This window comes from Cytobacillus sp. NCCP-133 (assembly GCF_026011715.1).
In the GTDB taxonomy this organism is placed as follows: domain Bacteria; phylum Bacillota; class Bacilli; order Bacillales; family Cytobacillaceae; genus Cytobacillus.
Window position 1 is genome coordinate 1 of sequence record NZ_BRVM01000052.1, and the last position, 1,449, is coordinate 1,449.

The following is a 1,449-nucleotide window of genomic DNA, read 5'->3' on the forward strand; positions in this document are numbered from 1 at the left end:
TCCTCTGTGTCCATACTGATAAAGCTATGGAAAGTTATGTTTACATACGCTTTAATGGTGGTTTAACCCTGTATAAGAAACTGTATGGAATTTGCCTTGTGTACACCCCTTTGTTGACTCTTCATTTTTTGAAGAAGATCACGTACAGAAAAATGCTGTTTGTTCAAGCTTATTCCTCTTTCCATAGACTTTATTTGGAGGTTAATCGATATGGACATTTTATTAACCCATTGTGCTGGAATGGATGTACACCAGAAAGAAATTGTTGTTTGTGTTTTAACTGGTAACGTGGAAGATTCTCTCTTCAAAGAAACCAGGACCTTTTCCACTCTTACCAAAAGTTTATTTGATTTATTAAAATGGTTAGAGGAAAAGGAAGTTACCCATATCGCAATGGAAAGTACCGGAATCTACTGGAAACCAGTCTATAATATTTTAGAAGGTTATTTCGATATTACACTTGCCAATGCACAAAGAATCAAAAACGTCCCCGGTCGAAAAACAGATGTTGCCGATGCTGAATGGATTGCCAAACTTCTTCGTCATGGACTGATTGAAAAAAGCTTCGTTCCTTCTCAAGATCTTCGTGAATTACGTGATCTAACTCGTTTACGAAAAAAATGGATTGGGAATTTAACAGCTGAGAAAAATAGAATCTCTAAAGTTCTTGAGTGTTCGAATATTAAACTCGGTTCTGTTATTTCTGACATCTTTGGTGTTTCAGGGCGTAAACTTTTAAATCATTTAGTTGAGAAAGGATACTTAGATCAAAGTGATGTTGATTCAAGTATTCATCACTCTTTGAAGAAAAAAGCAAACACCATTTCCGACTCTCTTTTCGGTACCTTAGATAAACATCAAATATTTATGATTAGAGGCTCCTGGAACCATATAGTGTATTTAGAGAACTCCATTCAAGAACTGGAAAAACGGATAAACACCGTACTCCAATCCTACAAAGAAGAGAAAGAAATTCTTTTATCTATTCCAGGAGTAAAAGATCATACTGCAGCTTGCATTATCGCTGAGATTGGAACAGATATGAGCCAATTCCCTTCTTCCAAGCATTTAGCTTCATGGGCTGGTGTAGCTCCTGGTAACAATGAAAGTGCAGGTAAAAAAAAAGGTTCCAAAAGCCTCCAAGGAAATCCACATATTAAAGCGACGCTTTGTGAAGTAGCTTGGGCCATTTCAAGATCGAGAAAAACTTCTATGGCATCAACATTTTGGTCACTTTCAGCACGAAGAGGGAACAAAAAAGCAACAAAAGCCATTGCACATAAAGTTTTGAGAATCGTATACACTTTATTTATTAATAACCGAAGCTACTCCGATCCAGCTTTAAATCATTAGTTATCTGCCAAATAGAACAAGGATAGGTTGTGTTTTTTAAAAAAATTACGACACACCCTCTATTTCCTATTGCCTTTTTTAGAAAAAAACGTTAAA

The 1,449-nt window shown here is 36.0% G+C and carries 1 protein-coding gene; it reads left to right on the forward strand.

Features of this window, described 5'->3' with window-relative positions:
- Positions 1-210 precede the first annotated feature (210 nt).
- Positions 211-1,353 (forward strand): IS110 family transposase, encoded by a 1,143-nt coding sequence (locus NCCP133_RS21740; protein WP_264807312.1) that lies wholly within the window; start codon positions 211-213, stop codon positions 1,351-1,353.
- The last annotated feature ends 96 nt before the right edge of the window (positions 1,354-1,449 follow it).

What these genes read in the sequence shown, in the direction of transcription:
- NCCP133_RS21740 (WP_264807312.1), top strand. Translation starts at nt 211, where the DNA reads ATGGACATTTTATTAACCCATTGTGCTGGAATGGATGTACACCAGAAA.